18 protein-coding genes are annotated in these 19,486 nt (G+C 49.9%); 11 read left to right on the top strand and 7 right to left on the bottom strand.

Going from position 1 to position 19,486, the window contains the following annotated elements:
- Positions 1-26: 26 nt before the first annotated feature.
- From BQ7480_RS02100 to BQ7480_RS02090, 3 genes are read left to right on the top strand one after another with little or no spacing between them, the layout of a single operon-like run.
- Positions 27-1,181, top strand: coding sequence for an acyltransferase (locus BQ7480_RS02100; protein ID WP_072541522.1), 1,155 nt, complete (start codon positions 27-29; stop codon positions 1,179-1,181).
- Positions 1,178-1,843, top strand: a complete 666-nt coding sequence (locus tag BQ7480_RS02095) for a NigD1/NigD2 family lipoprotein (RefSeq protein WP_072541521.1) — start codon at positions 1,178-1,180, stop codon at positions 1,841-1,843. Before BQ7480_RS02100 ends, BQ7480_RS02095 begins: the two co-directional genes overlap by 4 nt.
- Positions 1,844-1,854: 11 nt before the next feature.
- A complete protein-coding gene (locus BQ7480_RS02090) occupies positions 1,855-2,253 on the top strand; it encodes a rhodanese-like domain-containing protein (RefSeq protein ID WP_072541520.1) in 399 nt (132 codons plus the stop codon).
- A gap of 111 nt (positions 2,254-2,364) precedes the next feature.
- Here the strand turns inward: BQ7480_RS02090 and BQ7480_RS02085 are convergent, their stop codons facing one another.
- Positions 2,365-3,327: a Rossmann-fold NAD(P)-binding domain-containing protein gene (locus tag BQ7480_RS02085; protein ID WP_072541519.1), complete on the bottom strand. Its 963-nt coding sequence runs from the start codon at positions 3,325-3,327 to the stop codon at positions 2,365-2,367.
- 72 nt (positions 3,328-3,399) lie between these two features.
- Positions 3,400-4,650, bottom strand: coding sequence for a glutamate-5-semialdehyde dehydrogenase (locus BQ7480_RS02080; RefSeq protein ID WP_072543853.1), 1,251 nt, complete (start codon positions 4,648-4,650; stop codon positions 3,400-3,402).
- Between the two features lie 197 nt (positions 4,651-4,847).
- Here BQ7480_RS02080 and BQ7480_RS02075 point away from each other — a divergent pair, with 197 nt between their 5' ends.
- The 4 genes from BQ7480_RS02075 to BQ7480_RS02060 all read left to right on the top strand — a co-directional run bounded on the left by BQ7480_RS02075 (position 4,848) and on the right by BQ7480_RS02060 (position 9,945).
- Entirely contained in the window at positions 4,848-5,078 is a 231-nt protein-coding gene (locus tag BQ7480_RS02075; protein WP_022352806.1) for a DUF2007-related protein, read from the top strand.
- The gene (locus BQ7480_RS02070) at positions 5,075-5,542 is read left to right on the top strand and encodes an amidohydrolase family protein (protein WP_072541518.1); all 468 of its coding nucleotides are present in this window, start codon (positions 5,075-5,077) and stop codon (positions 5,540-5,542) included. The genes BQ7480_RS02075 and BQ7480_RS02070 overlap by 4 nt, the downstream gene beginning before the upstream one ends.
- A gap of 290 nt (positions 5,543-5,832) precedes the next feature.
- Entirely contained in the window at positions 5,833-6,801 is a 969-nt protein-coding gene (locus BQ7480_RS02065) for a lytic transglycosylase domain-containing protein (protein WP_072541517.1), read from the top strand.
- 30 nt (positions 6,802-6,831) lie between these two features.
- Positions 6,832-9,945, top strand: a complete 3,114-nt coding sequence (locus BQ7480_RS02060) for a beta-galactosidase, LacZ type (protein ID WP_072541516.1) — start codon at positions 6,832-6,834, stop codon at positions 9,943-9,945.
- Positions 9,946-10,358: 413 nt separating this feature from the next.
- Here the strand turns inward: BQ7480_RS02060 and uxuA are convergent, their stop codons facing one another.
- Genes uxuA through BQ7480_RS02045 form a run of 3 tightly spaced genes read right to left on the bottom strand, consistent with a single transcriptional unit; the run spans position 10,359 to position 13,474 of the window.
- Entirely contained in the window at positions 10,359-11,537 is a 1,179-nt protein-coding gene (uxuA, locus tag BQ7480_RS02055; RefSeq protein WP_072541515.1) for a mannonate dehydratase, read from the bottom strand.
- Positions 11,538-11,567: 30 nt separating this feature from the next.
- Complete coding sequence (locus BQ7480_RS02050; RefSeq protein WP_022353349.1) at positions 11,568-12,383, bottom strand: SDR family oxidoreductase; 816 nt, start codon at positions 12,381-12,383, stop codon at positions 11,568-11,570.
- A 5-nt stretch (positions 12,384-12,388) separates the two neighbouring features.
- The gene (locus BQ7480_RS02045) at positions 12,389-13,474 is read right to left on the bottom strand and encodes a LacI family DNA-binding transcriptional regulator (RefSeq protein WP_072541514.1); all 1,086 of its coding nucleotides are present in this window, start codon (positions 13,472-13,474) and stop codon (positions 12,389-12,391) included.
- 213 nt (positions 13,475-13,687) lie between these two features.
- Here BQ7480_RS02045 and BQ7480_RS02040 point away from each other — a divergent pair, with 213 nt between their 5' ends.
- Positions 13,688-15,484, top strand: coding sequence for a MutS family DNA mismatch repair protein (locus tag BQ7480_RS02040; RefSeq protein ID WP_072541513.1), 1,797 nt, complete (start codon positions 13,688-13,690; stop codon positions 15,482-15,484).
- Between the two features lie 73 nt (positions 15,485-15,557).
- Here BQ7480_RS02040 and rd read toward each other — a convergent pair whose 3' ends face one another.
- Both rd and BQ7480_RS02030 read right to left on the bottom strand, forming a co-directional pair.
- Positions 15,558-15,722: a rubredoxin gene (gene rd, locus BQ7480_RS02035; RefSeq protein WP_022353352.1), complete on the bottom strand. Its 165-nt coding sequence runs from the start codon at positions 15,720-15,722 to the stop codon at positions 15,558-15,560.
- Positions 15,723-15,793: 71 nt separating this feature from the next.
- Positions 15,794-16,501, bottom strand: a complete 708-nt coding sequence (locus BQ7480_RS02030; RefSeq protein WP_072541512.1) for an SIR2 family NAD-dependent protein deacylase — start codon at positions 16,499-16,501, stop codon at positions 15,794-15,796.
- 148 nt (positions 16,502-16,649) lie between these two features.
- Here BQ7480_RS02030 and BQ7480_RS02025 point away from each other — a divergent pair, with 148 nt between their 5' ends.
- The 3 genes from BQ7480_RS02025 (at position 16,650) to BQ7480_RS02015 (ending at position 19,479) form a co-directional block, all read left to right on the top strand.
- Entirely contained in the window at positions 16,650-17,234 is a 585-nt protein-coding gene (locus BQ7480_RS02025) for a BamJ family beta-barrel-assembly machinery protein (RefSeq protein ID WP_072541511.1), read from the top strand.
- A gap of 12 nt (positions 17,235-17,246) precedes the next feature.
- On the top strand, positions 17,247-18,101 hold the full coding sequence (locus BQ7480_RS02020; RefSeq protein ID WP_072541510.1) for a BamJ family beta-barrel-assembly machinery protein: 855 nt from the start codon (positions 17,247-17,249) through the stop codon (positions 18,099-18,101).
- Between the two features lie 214 nt (positions 18,102-18,315).
- On the top strand, positions 18,316-19,479 hold the full coding sequence (locus tag BQ7480_RS02015; RefSeq protein WP_072543852.1) for an IS4 family transposase: 1,164 nt from the start codon (positions 18,316-18,318) through the stop codon (positions 19,477-19,479).
- Positions 19,480-19,486: the final 7 nt, after the last annotated feature.

Raw genomic sequence — 19,486 nt, 5'->3', positions numbered from 1 at the left:
TTGAAGAGAATAAGCCATTCAATATCATGAACATACCTGCTGAATTTGACGACATTCGTCCGTACACCCCCGAAGAGCTTCCGCAAATCTGCGAGGAACTGTTGGCCGACAAGGATTTTCAGGCTGTCATCCAGTCTGTCATGCCGGATGTTCCCATGGAGCTAATCGCGGCACAGCTGCGCCACTGCAAGACCAACCTGGACGTACAGAAAACGTTCTTTCACAAGCTGCTCCACGACATCATGCAACAGCATAGTGACGGATTCGATCTGGATGCCTCTTCCTTGCCCGACAAACAGAAGAGTTATACGTTTATCTCCAATCACCGGGATATCGTACTCGATCCGGGATTTCTATCTGTCGGCCTCCTGGACAACGGTTTCCCCACTACCGTGGAAATTGCTATCGGCGACAACCTGCTGATTTATCCATGGATAAAAAAGCTGGTCCGGGTGAACAAGTCGTTTATCGTGCAGCGTGCCCTGAGCATGCGGCAGATGCTGGAATCGTCGGCCCGCATGTCGCGCTACATCCATTTTGCCGTAACTCAGAAAAAGGAAAATGTGTGGATTGCCCAGCGTGAAGGAAGAGCCAAGGACTCCAACGACCGTACCCAGGAAAGTGTGTTGAAAATGCTGGCCATGGGAGGGGAAGGCGACATCGTAGACCGGTTGAAGGAACTGAACCTCGTACCTGTGGCCCTGTCGTACGAGTATGATCCGTGTGACTTCCTGAAGGCAAAGGAAATGCAGCAGAAACGGGATTCGGAGAATTTCAAGAAAAGCCAGGCAGACGACCTGACTAACATGCAGACGGGTATTTTCGGCTACAAAGGACACGTGCATTTCCAAACGGCTCCGTGTATGAACGAGGAACTGGAAACATTGCGGGGACTGCCTAAGACGGAAATCTTCAACCGTCTGGCCACACTGATTGACCGTCACATCCATCGCAGCTACCGGATATATCCGGGAAACTACGTGGCCTGTGATTTGCTGAACGGCACCGATACCTTCGCTGGCAAATATACACCGGAAGAAAAGCAACGTTTCGAAGCCTACCTGCAACAGAAACTGAACCTGATTCAGCTGCCCAACAAAGACGAAGATTTCCTCCGTCGGTGTATCCTGCAAATGTATGCCAACCCGGCTATCAACTACCTGAAAGCCACCGAAGCATGAAACGGGTTCCCCTTCTTTTAAGCACATTCTTCTGCCTGCTCTTTCTGGGGGCATGCAAGGAGGATGAGTACGTCTACCCCAACGTGATAAGCACTTTTATCGATGTAACGACCGATACAAGCGGAACCCTTCAGGACCTTATCACCGACAAGGGAGAGACGTTGCAGATTCTCAACCGGGAAGGGCTGGACGGACTGACACCCGATTCGACTTACCGGACAGTATCCATTTATGAACCCAAGGAAACAGACACACAAGGAAATGCAACAGCCCTGCTGTATTCCTGCCAGCTGATTATCGCCGTGAAACCGGTAACAGCCAACAAACTGCCAGACGGCATCGCCAAAACCGATCCGCTGAACATTCAGAGTGTATGGAAATCCGGAAACTACCTCAACCTGATTCTGCTGCCTATGGCCAAAGAAAAAAGCCATATCTTCCATTTCATTGAAGACGGAATCACCGACAATGAGGACGGCAGCCGGACACTTCACCTGACACTCTATCACAACCAGAACGGTGATTATGAGGCGTTCACCCGCAAGAGCTATCTTTCCATACCCTTATGGGCTTACGAAGGACGGCTTGCACAAGGCGACCAGGTGATTCTCCGCATCAACACGTACGAAAAAGGCTTTGTAAGCTACGAATTTACTTACTAATACTCTACTTTATGATTAAGACGATTTATTTCATGTTCTTTATATGCATGTTCGCCGTAGCCATGGTAGCATGCAAAGGAAAATCAAACGACGATTTCAAGAATCTGTCCGCCGACGAGTTTGAACGCTTCATCAGCGACGACCAAGTGCAGCTGGTAGACGTACGGACCGTGGCTGAATACAGTGAAGGTCACATTCCGGGCAGCATCAATATCAACGTGCTGGATGAGAAATTCTCGGCCAATGCCGATGAACTGCTGAACCCGGAACAGCCGGTAGCCGTCTATTGCAAGAGTGGCCGCCGCAGCCGGAATGCCGCCAAGCTGCTGGTCAAGAAAGGTTTCAAGGTGTACAATCTTGACAAGGGTTTCGAAAGCTGGAAAGAACTGGGAAAAGATATCGAGCAATAAGACAGCCCCCAAGCAATTCACACCGATAAAACAGATAAGATAAAAGAATGCCGTGACCGACAAGAGGGAATATCCCTCCGCCCGTCACGGCATTTATTTTAGTGCTGATTATTACAAACTCTGGAGCATACGCTTCAACACTACCGTAGCCGAAATCTCCCGGTTGGCAGCTTCCGGAATGACCAATGAAGTCGGAGCCTCAATCACGTCATCCGACACAATCATGTTACGGCGTACCGGAAGACAATGCATGAAGAATGCATTGTTGGTCCACGACATGTGCTCCGTATCTACCGTCCAGCTCATATCCTTACTCAGAATCTTTCCGTAATCTTCCGGACAAGTTACCCCCGGACAAGCCCAGTTCTTCGCATAGATGAATTCCGCTCCTTCAAAAGCCTTCTTCTGGTCGTATTCCACCTTCGCGCCACGCACGAACTTCGGGTCGAGTTCATAACCGTGCGGATGTGTAATTACGAAATCCACGTTGGCCTCGTTCATAAAGTCCGCAAAAGAGTTCGGAACGGCCTGTGGAAGAGCCCGCGGATGCGGCGCCCATGTCAGTACCACCTTCGGACGTTCGGTCCGCTTGTACTCCTCAATCGTTATCAAATCGGCAAAAGCCTGCAAGGGATGTCCCGTAGCCGCTTCCATGGAAAATACCGGCTTGCCGGAATACTGGATAAACTGGTTCAGAATCTTCTCGGTATAGTCGTCCTCCCGACTTTCGAAACGGGCAAACGAACGTACGCCGATAATATCACAATAAGAAGCCATTACCGGAATAGCCTCCAGCAGATGCTCACTCTTGTCGCCATCCATCACCACGCCACGCTCGGTTTCCAGCTTCCAGGCACCCTGATTCACATCCAATACAATGACATCCATTCCCAGGTTGCGGGCTGCCTTCTGCGTGCTCAGTCGCGTACGCAAACTATTATTAAAGAATATCAGCAGACAAGTTTTATGCTTGCCCAACGCTTCGTATTTATAACGGTCTTTCTTAATCTCGAACGCTTCATCCAAGGCGGTCTTCAAGTCGCCCAAATCGAATACATTGGTATAAGTCTTCATACGTAAAAGTGTATATAAATTTATTTTTCCTCGCAAATATACTATAAAAATACAATACCATCTCTCTTTTATTCATTTTTTTCGAATCTGTCCGTCGCCTTCCACAATCCATTTATAGGTAGTCATCTCCCGTAATCCCATCGGGCCACGGGCATGCAGTTTCTGGGTACTGATTCCGATTTCGGCCCCCAAACCAAACTGAGCTCCATCGGTAAAGGAAGTCGGCGCATTGACATACACACAGGCTGCATCCACTGCCCGCGTAAAGAAGTCGGCCGCTTCTTTATCTTCCGTTACGATACATTCACTGTGTCCGGACCCGTATGCATAAATATGCGATACAGCTTCCGCAACATCCTCCACCGTCTTGATGGCCATCTTGTAGTCCAGGAACTCCGTACCGTAACTCTCCGGCGTGGCAGGACGAAGCCATTCCACCGGATACCGCCCCGACAAAGCCTCATAAGCCGGCTCATCGGCATACAGTATCACCCGGCTTTCCTGCAACGGTGCGCACAGGTCCGGCAAGTCGGCCAGCCGTGCCCGATGCACAAGCAGACAGTCGAGGGCATTGCAGACACTTACCCGGCGCGTCTTGGCATTGTGGACAATAGCCGCTCCCTTGGCCAGATCGCCCGCCTTGTCAAAATACGTATGACAGATGCCGGCCCCCGTTTCAATGACCGGCACGGTGGCTTCCTCACGCACATACCGAATCAGGTTACTGCTTCCACGGGGGATAATCAAGTCCACCCATCCTTCGGCATGCAACAATGCCGCCGTAGCCTCCCGGCTCGAAGGAAGCAGCTCCACCACGTGCGGGTCTGCCCCGAACTCCTCCAGCACTTCCTGGATGAGCTGCACGATAGCCCGGTTGGAAGCATCCGCATCACTCCCTCCTTTCAGGATAGCAGCGTTCCCACTTTTCAGGCACAGCGCAAACACATCGAAACTCACATTCGGACGGGCTTCATAAATCACCCCGATTACGCCGAAAGGCACACTCACCTTTTTCAGCCGCAGCCCGCTCGGCACCGTATAACTCTCCAGGACACGCCCCAGCGGGGAAGGAAGTGCAGCCACCTGACGCATGTCGGCCGCAATCCCCGACAACCGTTCCTTCGTCAACTTCAGACGGTCATACTTCGGATTGGAAACTTCCATCCGCAGCAAGTCCTCCCGATTGGCCTCCAGGAGGCTGTCTGTTTGCTCCTCTATCTTGTCGGCCACCGCACACAAAAGTGCATTCACCGTTTCCACATCCCACATTGCCAGTTTACGGGATGCAGCCCGAACGGATTGAAATATTTCATTCAGATTCATTTTCACCATTTTCAGATTACAGTTTATCGCAAAAATACAATTTCAGGCAGATATCCAAAACAATCAGAAGGAAATAATCGTCACTGCCAAAGAAATATATGCCCGAAAGCATGTTTATTCCCGAAAGTTTGTTATCTTTGACATAGAATATATGAGAGAAACAAACTTCTAATTATTAACCCTTAAAACAAAAGACTATGGAAGCGAAAGATTACGATTCATTGATTGAAGTTTTCAGAGGAGACCTCTGGGAAGCTGAATTGGTAAAGGGCTTGTTGAGATCAGCCGGCGTGGACGCCATGCTAAAAGACGAAACATTGTCAGCTGTCACTTCTCCTTATGCCAATATGGGAGGACACGTCTGTGTACTGGTTAATAAGGAAGAAGAAGTTTACGCACGAAAAGTAGTAGCAGAACGAAAAGCATGAAACAGTTATTCTTTATCCTGATTGCATTCTTTACCGTAGCCGTTCCGGCAGTCGCACAACAGTTGAAAACCACCCGATGGGATTCGTATGGAGTATCCTTCAAGGCTCCGTCCGACCTCACCGTGGAAGATGATTCTTCCGAAGGCTATCTGGCCGGGAACGACACCTACTACCTCACCATCCAGCTGCTGGAAGGAGAAGGCATGAAAAAAGAAGAATTGGGACAAGAACTGAAAGCCATCGCCACAGACGATGAAGTGACCTCACAAAGCGAAGTGCAACCTTTTGAGCTGCCACAGTTTCACGGCGTGCAGCTCAAAGGGAATTGCGAAGAAGAAAAATGCGTCTATTGCTACCTGCTGGCCAAAGACGGAAGCTGCGGCTTCTATATTTCCATTGTATACCGCCAGGAAAATGACAAAATTCCAGAGACCATCCTGAAAAGTTTCAGCATGGAAGAATGAACTTTCAGAGAACTGCAATTTTGTGAAATAAATTAAAAAGGTAGCGTTTCCCAAAAGTTTATTTCGTATTTTAGAGCGATTTTTAAACAAAGAGCTGTTGATTTTTTGTGCCCTAAAGGCTCAAAATAGCACAACATATGCATAGCCAAACGGGGAATTAAGTAGACTCAAACCAGTTTTGAACGATTTTTACTTGACTTTTGCCTAAATTATACCCCTGACTTACATAAATAAGTCCTTATTTTGCCACAGATTCACAAAAGACCGACAGTTACAAGAAAGCCTTGAATATGAAATTAACAAAACACTTATACACTTTATCACTTACAACCGCCCTATTTGTAACCGGTTTTTTGTTACCCGGGTTTTCCACCTCCTGCACTGCACAGACAGAAACAGCCTCGTCCCCGACCTACAGCTGCATCGAAGTCCCCAAAAGCATTAATTTCTGCGGCATCGACATCGACCTGACGCGCTATGACCGGCGCGAACGCATGGACCGGGAGCTGATGGCGTTCACTTACATGCACAGCACTTCGCTGCAAATCATCAAGCGGGCCAACCGCTATTTCCCTATCATTGAACCCATCCTGAAGGAACAAGGGGTTCCCGATGACTTCAAATACCTGATGGTCATTGAAAGCAACGTCAATCCGCTGGCCCGTTCGGGAGCCGGAGCCGCCGGACTGTGGCAGTTCATGAGCGGCACCGCCCGCGATTTCGACCTGGAAGTGAACCACCACGTGGACGAACGCTACGACGTGGAGAAATCCACCGTAGCTGCCTGCAAATACCTGAAACAGGCTTACCGCAAGTTCGGCAACTGGGAAACCGTGGCCGCTTCCTACAATGCCGGACAGGGAAGAATCAGCCAGCAACAAGACAGACAATACACCGACAATGCCCTCGACCTTTATCTCGTGGAGGAAACCTCGCGCTATGTGTACCGTATCCTGGCTGCCAAAATGCTGCTGACCGACCCGAAACAATTCGGTTTCCACCTGCGCTCCAGCGATTTGTATCCTCCGATTCCTTTTCGGACCGTCAAAGTGACCGAAGACATTGACGACCTGGCCCGCTTTGCCAAAGGACAAGGCATCAACTTCAGCCTGCTGAAAAGCATGAACCCCTGGCTCCGGGGAACCTCCCTTCCCAACCATAACGGAAAGGAATACCTCATCCGTATCCCCGACCAGACGGAGATGTATTACAACCCAAGAGTCATCCTCCCGCACAATCCGGCGTGGGTGGTGGAATAAGAAATCATTATTATTCTAATATAATTATCCATGAAAAAACAACTCGTGTTAGGAATTTTAGGTGCTTGTGTGCTCTCGGCCAGCGCACAGACGTTCAAAGAATGGCAGGACCCCGAGGTCAATGCCATCAACCGGGCACCGATGCACGCAAACTTCTTTGCGTATGAAAATGCAGAAATGGCCGCCAAGGCAGTCAAGGAAGACTCCAAGAACTTCATGAGCCTGAACGGCACCTGGAAGTTCTTCTGGGTACGGAACGCCGATGCCCGCCCCACGGACTTCTGGAAAGTCGGCTTCAACGACAAGGGATGGGACAACCTGCAAGTACCGGGTGTATGGGAGACGCAGGGATATGGCGATCCTATCTACGTCAATGTAGGTTATGGATGGCGTGGCCGCTTCGCAAACAATCCTCCCCACGTGCCGACTGAACAAAATCATGTAGGCTCTTACCGCCGGGAGATTATGGTGCCGGCCGACTGGAGCGGCAAAGACATCATCGCCCACTTCGGAGCTGTCAGCTCCAACATGTACCTGTGGGTGAACGGCAAGTTTGTGGGCTACAGCGAAGACAGCAAGCTGGAAGCCGAATTCAATCTGACCCCGTACCTGAAACCGGGACAGAAGAACCTGATTGCCTTCCAGGTGTTCCGCTGGTGTGACGGTACATATCTGGAAGACCAGGACTTCTTCCGCTACACCGGCGTGGCACGCGACTGCTACCTCTATACCCGCAACAAGAAACGCATCGATGACATCCGCGTCACTCCCGACCTGGACAGCGAATACAAGAACGGCTCACTGGCCATCACCCTGAACCTGAAAGGAAACGGCAATGTCAGCCTGGAACTGCTGGACGCAAAGAACCAGACCGTGGCTTCTACCGAAGTGAAAGGTTCCGGCAAGGTGACTGCCACCCTGCAAGTGGAAAACCCGCAGAAGTGGAGTGCGGAAACACCTTACCTGTACACCTTGCGTGCAACCCTGAAAGACGGCAGCAAGACCAGTGAAGTGGTACCGGTGAAAGTCGGTTTCCGTAAAATTGAACTCAAGAACGCACAGATTCTGGTCAACGGCCAGCCGGTACTCTTCAAAGGAGCCGACCGCCACGAAATGGACCCCGACGGCGGATACGTGGTTTCACGGGCCCGCATGATTCAGGACATCCAGATTATGAAGCAGCTCAACATCAACGCGGTGAGAACCTGCCACTATCCGGACGACAATTTCTGGTATGACCTCTGCGACAAATATGGTATTTATGTCGTAGCCGAAGCCAACATCGAATCCCACGGAATGGGTTACGGCGAAGAGACACTGGCCAAAGAACCCAGCTATAAGAAAGCCCACCTGGAACGCAACCAGCGCAACGTGCAGCGTGGCTTCAACCATCCGAGCATCATCTTCTGGTCACTGGGTAACGAAGCCGGCTACGGTCCGAACTTCGAAGCCGCTTACGACTGGGTCAAGGCTGAAGACCCAAGCCGTGCCGTGCAGTACGAACAGGCCCGCATCGACGGAAAGACAGATATCTACTGCCCGATGTATGCCGACTACAAGTGGTGCGAAGAATACAGCAAGAACGACAAATACCAGAAACCGCTGATTCAGTGTGAATATGCACATGCCATGGGTAACTCCGAAGGCGGCTTCAAGGAATACTGGGATTTGATTCGCAAGTATCCGAAATACCAGGGAGGATTCATCTGGGACTTCGTCGACCAGTCTATCCGCTGGACCGGCAAGAACGGTAAGATGATTTATGCCTATGCCGGCGACTTCAACCGTATGGACGATTCCGGCGACAAGAACTTCTGCGACAACGGCCTCATCAGCCCCGACCGCAAACCGAACCCGCACGCCTACGAAGTACAGTACTTCTACCAGAACATCTGGACTACGCCGGGCGACCTGTCAAAGGGAGAAATCAAGGTGTACAACGAGAACTTCTTCCGCGACCTGTCGGCCTACGCACTGGAATGGGAAGTGCTGAAAGATGGAAAAGCCATCCGTAGCGGACGTGTGGACAACCTGAACGTGGCTCCTCACCAGACTGCCACCGTGAAACTTGACTTGGGCAAGACCTGCCAGTGCGGCGAATGGCTGCTCAATGTGAAATACATCCAGAAGAACCGCGAAGGCTTGCTCCCGGCAGGCTCCGTAGTGGCCAAAGACCAGTTGGTACTCAATCCGTACAAAGCTCCGGCCATGGACCTGAAGAACGTAACAGCTACCAACCAGCAGGTGGTTGAACCGCAAATCAATCCGAACTATCCGGACTACATCGCCGTGGAAGGCGACGGATTCTACATGGAATTCAGCAAACGCAACGGATATCTGGACAAATATGATGTAAATGGAGTAAGCATGCTCAAAGAAGGGGAAGCCCTGACACCGAACTTCTGGCGTGCCCCGACCGACAACGACTTCGGTGCCGGCCTGCAAAACAAGTATGCGGCTTGGAAGAACCCGGGCATCAAGCTCACCGACTTCAACTACAAGGTAGAAAACGGACTGGCAGTGGTCAATTCCACTTACGACCTCACAGAGGTATCGGCCAAACTGTATCTCACCTACCAGATTAACAACGAAGGTGCCGTGAAGGTCACTCAGAAAATGGTGGCCGACAAGAACGCCAAGGTATCGCCGATGTTCCGCTTCGGTATGCAGATGGTCATGCCGAAATCCTTTGAAAAGATTTCCTACTATGGCCGCGGCCCGATAGAAAACTACATCGACCGTAACCACTGCACCGACCTGGGCATCTACAACCAGAACGTAAGCGACCAGTTCTATCCGTACATCCGTCCGCAGGAAACCGGTACCAAGACCGATATCCGCTGGTGGAGACAGTTGAACATGGCTGGCAACGGACTGATGTTCGTGGCTGAAGCACCGTTCTCCGCTTCTGCCCTCCACTACACCATCGCTTCTTTGGACGACGGCACGGAAAAGAAACAGAGCCACTCCTTCGAAGTAGAAGAAGCCGACCTGACCAACCTGCTGATTGACAAGGCACAGATGGGTCTGGGTTGTGTCAACAGCTGGGGTGCCCTGCCGGAAGCCCAATACATGCTGCCTTACGGAGACTATGAATTTACTTTCATCATGACTCCGGTGAAAGGCTACATTGCGTGTGAATAAACCCTGAACCTTATAGTTTATGACTGTAACGCTCCGACCCTTCCCGGTCGGGGCGTTTTTTTTGCTTCATTTCTAACTGTTACACCTGCTCAGCCTGCACAAGAAGTCCTAAATGTCCTAGAAATCATGTGGAAACCCCTCATCGGTTTCTACGCTCCCCAACCCGGAAACATACGTTTCCGCACCGGGAGCCGTATGTTTCCGGACTGGAAAACGTACGGTTCGGCCCTGCGAAACGTAAAAGACAAAAGGATGTATCCCTCAAACCAGACTAACCTTTCCCTCTCTTTTTATTTAGAAAACAAAATGCCCCCTTCCTCCATTAAGAAGCACAAAAAAATGGTCCATGAACGGATTCTCTCCTCCATGAACCATTTTCTTCATTTATACACCCTCAGCGGTCAGCTGATTTATCAGTTCTTTTCTTCCATCGACTTGGCGATACCCATTTCCAGTCCTCTCAGTTCGGCCAGTCCTCTCAGGCGGCCCAGGCAAGAGTAACCCGGATTGGTTTTCTTCTTCAAGTCGTCAATCATCTGATGGCCGTGGTCCGGACGCATCGGGATTGAGACCTTGCGGCGCTGCTGCATGAGCAGGAAGTTCTTCATCACGTGATACATGTCCACATCACCCTCCAGGTGGTTGGCTTCGAAGAAGTTGCCTTCGGCATCACGCTGTGTGCTGCGCAAGTGTACGAAATTGATGCGGTCGCCCCAGCGCTCCATCATGCCGGCCAGGTCGTTCTTGGCACTGACGCCCAGCGAACCCGTGCAAAGACACAAACCATTGGACTCGTTCGGCACGGCTTCCACCAGCTTGCGGAAATCCTCTTCCGTACTCATGATACGCGGCAAGCCCAGAATCGTCTGTGGCGGGTCGTCCGGATGGATGACCAGTTTCACCCCTACCTCATCGGCTACCGGACAAATCTGTTTCAAGAAGAAAATCAGGTTGGCACGCAGCTTTTCGGCATCGATGTCCTTGTAACGGTCCAGTTCATGCTGGAACTGTTCCAGTGTGAAGCTCTCTTCCGAACCCGGCAGTCCGGCAATCATGTTGCGGGTCAGGCGGTGGATTTCTTCTTCATCCATCTGCTCATAACGTGCCTTGGCCTTAGCTTTTTCTTCCTCGGTATAATCCTTCTCTGCTCCCGGACGTTTCAGGATAAAGAGGTCGAAAGCCACGAAGGCCGCCCGTTCAAAGCGCAAAGCCTTGGAACCGTCGGGCATGGTATAAGCCAAGTCCGTACGGGTCCAGTCGAGCACCGGCATGAAGTTGTAGGTCACAATATAGATGCCGCATTTGGCCAGATTACGCAGGCTTTCCTTGTAGTTCTCGATATATTTCATGAAATCGCCGGTCTGCGTCTTGATATGTTCGTGTACCGGCACACTTTCTACCACACTCCACTTCAAGCCGACTTCCTCAATCATCTGCTTGCGTTTCATGATTTCCTCTACCGTCCACACTTCACCGTTCGGAATGTGATGCAAGGCATTGACGATGCCCGTGGCACCGGCCTGCTTGATGTCCCACAAAGACACCGGGTCGTTCGGACCATACCAGCGCCAAGTTTGTTCACATAAATACATAACGTTTCTTTTTTTAAGGTTCGTACTCGATTAAATAGAGAAAGCATCAAAACCACCATCGATGACGGCTACCGTACCCGTCACGAAACTGGATGCATCGCTGATAAGGTAGTGGATGGTACCATACAGGTCTTCCGGTTCACCGAAACGTCCGAACGGAGTGTGAGCCAGAATCGTTCTGGAACGGTCGGTCAGTGAACCGTCCGGATTAGTCAGCAACGTACGGTTCTGTTCGGTCAGGAAGAATCCCGGAGCAATGGCGTTCACGCGCAAGCCGTCGCCGAACTTGATGGCCAGTTCGCCAGCCATGTATTTCGTGAAGTTGGCAATGGCAGCCTTGGCAGCCCCGTAACCTACCACACGGGTCAGCGGGCGAAGGGCAGACTCAGAACAGAAGTTCACGATAGCTCCTTTTTTCTGTTTCACCATGACATCGGCAAAAACCATGGTCGGCAATACCGTACCGAAGAGGTTCAGGTCGACCACCTTCTTGAACGCATCAATCTGCAAGTCGAAGAAAGTCTTGTCTGGAGCGATAGTGGCACCAGCCATGTTTCCACCCGCTGCGTTCAGCAACACGTCAATGCGGCCATACTTTTCCAGAATGTCTTTCTTGTTCTGTTCCAGCACTTCCTTCTGCATCACATCTGTGTACCAGAAAGTAGCTTCGTGACCCTGTGCCACAATTTCTGCGACCAATGCTTTTCCCGCTTCTTCACTACGGTCGAGGATGACCATTTTTGCACCTTGTGCAGCCAAATACTTGGAAATACCTTTTCCCAACACACCGGCTCCCCCGGTCATGACGACTACCTTGCCGTCTACATTAAATAATTCGTTTGCCATAATAATTAGATTAGCAATAAATTCGATACTTTATTATAAAACTGATAATTCTCTTTCAACAAAATATCTATCGGCAACAGGTTCACCACGGGCGGGCGTTCATCGAAAAGGAGCAGCCGGCTCAGCGCCTTCACCCCATTGTAGCCCTGCAACTCCGGACGCTGGGCAATCAGTGCCTGCACATAACCTTCGTTCAGCAGCCTCACGTTCGGGTCAATCAAATCATATCCCACCAGCCGGATGTCTTTCCGGCCCTGTTTTTCCAGGTATTCACCGAGAATGTAGCAGGAAGAATTGAATGTCACCGCTCCACGGATGTCCGGATAATGCCGGAAAGCCTCGTCGAGCACCTGCCTGTTGTGTGCCTCATCCCCTATCCATAAATCCACCTCCCGCAGCGGCATGGAGCAACATTGCTGCGCCAGGTAACGCCGGAAACCAAGATAACGTTTCTCTCCCTGTGTGGAAAGTCCGCCTTTCCCGTGCTGAATCCGGGCCACCAGGATATCGCCCTGAAAGGCCATGGAAGCCAACAGCATCCGGGCTCCGATTTCACCGCCAGCTACGGAATCCGTACCGTAATATGCCAGCCGATGCTGTTCCTCGATGTCCGAATCCACATATACATACGGGACTTCACGCGCATCGAGCAAAGCCGACAGACGGATGACCGCCTCCTTGAACAGGGTTCCCACCACCACGCCGTCCACCGCCTCCGGCAGGTTCAGCAAACGGGAGGCCGTCTCCTCGAAACTGCTTTCGCTGTATTGGTCGAAAGTCAGTACCGTGACCTTCACTCCATAGCTCTCCAGCTCTTCCTCCGCCCGGCGGATACCATATTCCATGGCGCTCCAATAGTCGCCCGCCCGGAAGTCCGGAATCAAGGCTACCACGTGGCAAGGCTTTTTGACAGCCAGCGAACGGGCAATCAGATTAGGCTTGTAGCCCACCTGTTCCATGATTTCCTTCACCCGACGGATATTCTCTTCCGAAACGCGTCCCCGGTTGTGAATCACACGGTCGACTGTACCCACCGACACATTGGCCAGACGGGCAATGTCGGTCAGCCGCATGTTTTTGTTCTTCTGCATAGATAGGTTCTCAAAAAAATGTGTGTGCGAGCACGCATTTACACTAAAAGAAAACGCGTTACCGCGCACACTTTTTATAAATACATTTTGATTTCCTTGCAAAGAAGACATTTATTCATGAAAAACACAAACAGATTCAACCTTTTAACAGATTTTTCAGCCGCAATTTTACACTTTTTCGTTCCTTTGCCGTGTTTACACAAATACAGACGTATGAACCCTGAAAACTACTACCACGAACGACTGGCCTCGGCAGAAGGTCAGCTACGCAAAGTCAAACAACAAATCGCACGCGTCAGCGCCCTCCGCGTGGGGCTGTTCGTAGCCGGACTGGCCGGAATCTATTGTTTTTTCCACCAGCCCGCATTGCTGACAACCAGTATCTGCCTCACCTTTCTCCCTTTTTTCATCTTCGTGAAACTGCACAGCCGGCTCTTCTACCGGAAGAAATGGCTGGAAACCGAGGCATGTGTCCAGGAAGAAGAATTACAGGCGCTCTCCGGCGACTACAGCAGCTTCGACGACGGAAAAGCCTACATCAACCCGTCACATCCTTATACCTTCGACCTCGACGTGTTCGGACGCCACTCCCTGTTCCAGGCCATGAACCGCACCTGTACCATTTTCGGGAAAGATTGTCTGGCCTACTGGCTGCAACACCACCTTTGTGAGCCTTCTGCCATCCGCGTACGCCAGCAAATGGTACAGGATATGAGTCGCCGTCCCCTGTTCCGGGAACAGTTCCGGGTAACGGGACTCGTGCATCAGGGTACACCGTCCGATGGAGAGAAATTACGCGCTTGGAGTCAGAGCCCGTCGCAATTCCTGCATGCCGGATGGGTAAAAGCCCTTACGTGGGGAGTCCCCCTTATCAACGGGCTGCTCCTAATTACTTCGCTGACCGGATGGACCTCCTTCACCTGGCTGGGACTCTCGTTCGGTCTTTTTCTGATTCTCAGTTTCGGCATTGTCAAACGGGCTACCTACGTGCAGGAAACCTACGGCAAACAACTGAAAAGCCTGAACGGATATGCACAACTCATTGCGCTGGCCAAGAAGGAACAGTGGGAAGCCCCCGCCCTGCAACAACTGATGAACCGGTTGGATATGGACGGCAAATCACCCGTTGACGCCTTGCAACAGCTCTCCAGGGAACTCGACCGGCTGGACTTGCGCAACAACCAGTTTCTGTACATCCTGCTGGAGGGAAGTCTTTTCTTCCAGCTACAGGAGATTGTCCGCATCGAACGATGGAAAGCCCGCTACGGACAGCACATCACCGGCTGGCTGGAAACCATCGGAAAACTGGATGCCCTCTGCTCGCTGGGCACCTTTGCCTATAATCACCCCGCTTATACCTATCCCGAACTGGCCGAGAAACCATTCTGTTTCCTGGCTACCCGGATGGGACATCCGCTCATGCCCCCTGCCCAATGTGTGAAAAACGACGCCACTCTCCCGTCGCGCCCCTTCTTCCTCATCATCACCGGTGCCAACATGGCCGGAAAAAGTACCTACCTGCGTACCATCGGGGTAAACTACCTGCTGGCCTGTATCGGTGCTCCCGTGTGTTGCGACAAGCTGGTGCTCTATCCCCATCAGCTGATTACCAGCCTCCGCACATCCGACTCACTGTCCGACAACGAGTCGTATTTCTTCGCCGAGCTGAAACGGCTGAAACGCATCATCGACCTGCTGAACCAAGGCCAACAGCTTTTCATCATTCTGGACGAGATTCTGAAAGGCACCAATTCGCTGGACAAACAGAAAGGCTCCTTCGAGCTGATTCGCCAGTTCATGCGCCTGAAAGCCAACGGCATCATCGCCACCCACGACCTCCTGCTGGGCAGCCTCATCGAACAGTTCCCCGATGAAATCCGGAATTACTGCTTCGAAGCCGACATCAAGGACAACGAGCTGACCTTCTCTTACCAACTGCGGGAAGGAGTGGCACAAAACATGAATGCCTGTTTCCTGATGCGGAAAATGGGCATTACCCTGCCGGAATAAGGCAAAAAGAAAACGGCCTTCCAAAAGTATATGGCATACTTTTTAGAAGGCCGCTCTTATCAAGAAAAGTGTATTAATCTTCTACTACCTGGAAATCTTCTTTTCCGACTCCACAAACCGGGCAAACCCAGTCTTCTGGAAGATCTTCAAAAGCCGTACCCGGAGCAATACCTCCGTCTGGATCACCCACTTCTGGATCGTAAACCCAATCACATACTGTGCAAATGTACTTTTTCATAATCAGTCAATTCTTAATTAGTTAGTATTTGTTCTTAGTTTAAAATGATAACAAATATAGAAAGAATTTGTTTACTTTGCTTCATCCAATAACATTTTTTTTAATTCTTCCATTCCTTCGGAAGCTCCCTTGCGGATGACGTGTACCGGACGCCCGGAAACGATACGTACTTCTTTCGGGTCAATCAGATAAACCGGCACCCCGTCGCGCACGTAATTCAGCAGGCCTGCCGCCGGATAGACGTTCAGGGAGGTCCCGATAATGACAAAGATATCGGCCTTCTCCACATACTCCACGGCTGTCTCAATCATGGGCACCGCCTCACCGAACCAGACGATGAACGGACGCAGCTGGGAACCGTCGCCCGCCTTGTCGCCCATCTTCACTTCATATTCATCCGGACGGAGTTCCTTGATATAACGCGGGTCATTGGGATTGTAACTGGAAGTCACCTTGGTCAGCTCACCGTGCAGATGAATCACTTCATGGCTTCCGGCACGCTCATGCAGGTTGTCCACATTCTGTGTGATGACGGTAACATGGAAATTCTTTTCCAGTTCCGCCAATAACTCATGACCGCGGTTCGGTTTCACCTCCAGCAACTGCTTGCGGCGGTCGTTGTAGAAATTGATGACCAGTTCCGGATTGGCCGCATACCCTTCGGGAGTGGCTACCTGTTCCACCGGATACTGGTCCCACAATCCTCCTGCATCGCGGAACGTGCTGATACCGCTTTCCGCACTCATGCCGGCCCCTGTCAATACAACCAGATTCTTCATATTCTTCTCCTCCTTATTTTAGATACATGATTTAGAAACGTGTTCACCCGCCAAAAATAAGAAAATTTATCAATCAAAATTCCTCATATTCACAGAAAAAAGATACCTTTGCTCCCCGTTAATTCACATTTTAATACAAGATTTATTTATGGATAAATTTAGTTACGCCATTGGTCTGGGGATTGGCCAAAACCTGTTCAGCATGGGCGCACGCTCCATCGATGTAAATGACTTCGCACAGGCTATCAAAGACGTATTGGAAGGAAATCAGACTGCTATTTCTCATACAGAAGCACGTGAAATCGTGAACAAGTTCTTCATGGAACTGGAAGAGAAAACCAACGCAGAAAACATAGCAAAAGGAAAAGCATTCCTGGAAGAAAACAAGAAAAACCCGCACGTAGTAACCCTGCCTAGCGGATTGCAGTATGAAGTAATCAAGGAAGGCAACGGCAAGAAGCCGAAAGCTACCGACCGCGTACGCTGCCACTACGAAGGCACGCTGATTGACGGAACGCTGTTCGACAGTTCCATCAAGCGTGGCGAACCGGCTGTATTCGGTGTAAACCAGGTCATAAAAGGTTGGGTAGAAGCACTGCAGCTGATGTCGGAAGGTGCCAAGTGGAAACTCTACATCCCGTCGGAACTGGCTTACGGCGCACAAGGAGCCGGCGAAATGATTCCGCCCCACAGTACCCTGATTTTTGAAGTAGAATTAATTGAAGTATTATAAATAACGAAGCAAATGAAAAAAGGTACATTTTTTATGATGCTTGCCGCTGCAGCCAGCCTGGCATCATGTACAGCACAAGGTCCGAAAGCCAACCTGAAAAGCGACGTAGACTCTTTGTCTTATATGATGGGTGTAACCAACACTCAGGGTTTAATGGAATATGTACAAGGCCGTCTGGGCGTTGATTCAGCATACGTAGCCGACTTCATCAAAGGTCTGGAACAAGGCTGCAAGGAAACCGATGCCAAACAGAAAGCCTATCTGGCAGGTATGCAGATTGGCCAGCAAATCAGCGGTGACATGTTCGACTACAACAACCGTCAGATTTTCGGACAAGACTCTACTCAGTCACTGAGCAAGGAAAACTTCTTGGCTGGATTCATCGCTACCGTAAAGAAACAGGGCTTTGTTTCAGTAGACTCAGCAGCTGTGTATGTACGTTCAAAAGCAGAATTGATCAAATCAAAAGCTTTGGAAGCCAAATATGCGGACTACAAGAAGCAGAACGAAGAATTCCTGGTTAAGAACAAAACAAAAGAAGGTGTTCAGACTACAGCCAGCGGATTGCAATATAAAATCATCACCAAAGGTACAGGTGCCATTCCGGCCGATACTTCACGCGTGAAAGTGAACTACAAAGGTACCATGATTGACGGTACAGAATTCGACAGCTCTAAAGAACCCATCACATTGGCTGTCAGCCGTGTGATTCCAGGATGGACAGAAGCCCTGAAGATGATGCCGGTAGGCTCTAAATGGGAATTGTACATTCCGCAGGAACTGGGATACGGTGCACAGGAAGCCGGCAAGATCAAACCGTTCTCTACTTTGATTTTCGAAGTAGAACTGGTAGACATCGAGAAATAATATACTTCCACCGTTATAACATTACTTCGGGAATCCCCCGCTTGCTCTGAGAAAGGAACAAGCGGGGGATTTTCATTTTCTTTCCTCCACACTACTGTCCCGTAAAAGTGGATAAATAGTTCTTTGAAATTATTGAAATATAGTCAATTACACGGTTTTTTGAAATGAAACGGACTTGATTTTGCAACTTTGCAGTCTAATACAAATGGCTGCTATGTTCCAAGACAAATACGTATTCTCTCAATTAACCGCTTTTCTGAACAGGACTCAGTTCAACAACTATGTTCGCAAGTATGATGTCAACAGATATGTGAAACATTTCACTTGCTGGAATCAGATGCTCGCGATGATGTTTGGACAACTGAGTAACCGTGAGAGCCTGCGAGACTTAATCGTTGCTTTCGAGGCGCATAGGGCCAAGCAATATCATCTTGGTTTAGGTCGTGAACCGATAGCCAAGACAACTCTTGCGACAGCGAACCAGAACCGTGATTACAGAATCTTCGAAGACTTTGCATTCTATATGATGAAGGAAGCCTGCGAGAAGCGGACGACCAACCTCCTTGACATTTCCGGAAAGAAATATGCGTTTGATTCAACAACAATTCCGTTGTGTCTTGCAACATTCCCATGGGCAAAGTTCCGAAGCAAGAAAGGAGGGGTGAAAGCTCATGTCTTATACGACATTGAAGCACAAGTTCCTGCCTTCTATACTGTAACCACTGCATCAAAGCACGATTCCACAGCAATGTCTTCAATCCATTATGAACCAAACGCTTATTATATATTCGACAGGGCTTATGACTCCTTTAAAGAACTCTATAGGATACATCTTACAGACTCTTTCTTTGTTGTCAGAGCCAAGACGAACTTAAAGTATAAGACAGTCAAATGGAAGCGAAGAATGCCAAAGAACATAATGACAGATGCGGAAGTGAAACTGACCGGATATCTCTCCGAGAAAAAATATCCTGAGTCATTCAGACTCGTCCGATATTACGACGAAGAGGATGACCGTGAGTTCACTTTCTTGACGAATGCAAAACAACTTTCTGCACTGGATGTCGCCAATCTTTATAAGAAAAGATGGTTAATCGAGCTGTTCTTCAAATGGCTCAAGCAGCATCTCAAGATAAAGAAATTCTGGGGCACAACAGAGAACGCTGTTCGCATACAAATCAGTGTGGCTATTATCACGTACTGTCTTGTGGCTATTGTCCAACATGATATGAAGTTGAAACGTTCAACCTATGAAGTTTTGCAAATTCTCAGTATATCATTGACTGACAAAACCCACTTGCGTGACCTGTTCGACAAGACTAATTTCAATGATGTCAAAAATCTAAATGATCCCCTGATTCCGGGGCTTTTTGATTAATTGTTTA

The organism is Bacteroides mediterraneensis, assembly GCF_900128455.1.
Classification (GTDB): domain Bacteria; phylum Bacteroidota; class Bacteroidia; order Bacteroidales; family Bacteroidaceae; genus Phocaeicola; species Phocaeicola mediterraneensis.
Note: the sequence above shows the minus strand (reverse complement) of the source record. Positions and strands in the feature narration are given on the sequence as shown.